The sequence below is a fragment of the Neorhizobium sp. LMR1-1-1.1 genome (genome assembly GCF_040675795.1).
GTDB classification, from domain to species: Bacteria; Pseudomonadota; Alphaproteobacteria; order Rhizobiales; family Rhizobiaceae; genus Neorhizobium; species Neorhizobium cellulosilyticum.
Genome location: NZ_JBEGHE010000007.1, coordinates 1 through 255 on the forward strand (window position 1 = coordinate 1; position 255 = coordinate 255).

The window sequence follows — 255 nt, forward strand, 5'->3', positions numbered from 1 at the left end:
GGTAAGATGGTGTCTGCAAACTATCGTTGGGCTGCGGGTCAAGATCTTCCGTCCTGCCCAGGATCTGCAGGAGCGAGTCGTGCTCGGGCTTGCCGACGCTCACCTCAAGAAACCGATCTATGGTGCTTCTGGTTTCATGTCCGCCAGACGATGCGTTCGCTGTGTGAAGAACGATCGCCTGACCTGTCGATGGATCGGTCTCGAGCGACCAGCTGTCTCCATTGGCGCTGAGCGAGAATGTTTTGCCGTCAGTCA

General features: G+C 56.9%; 1 protein-coding gene. It reads right to left on the minus strand.

From position 1 onward, the window contains the following. A partial coding sequence (locus MRBLMR1_RS08625) for a hypothetical protein (RefSeq protein ID WP_500064109.1) occupies positions 1 to 255 on the minus strand: 255 nt, incomplete at both ends.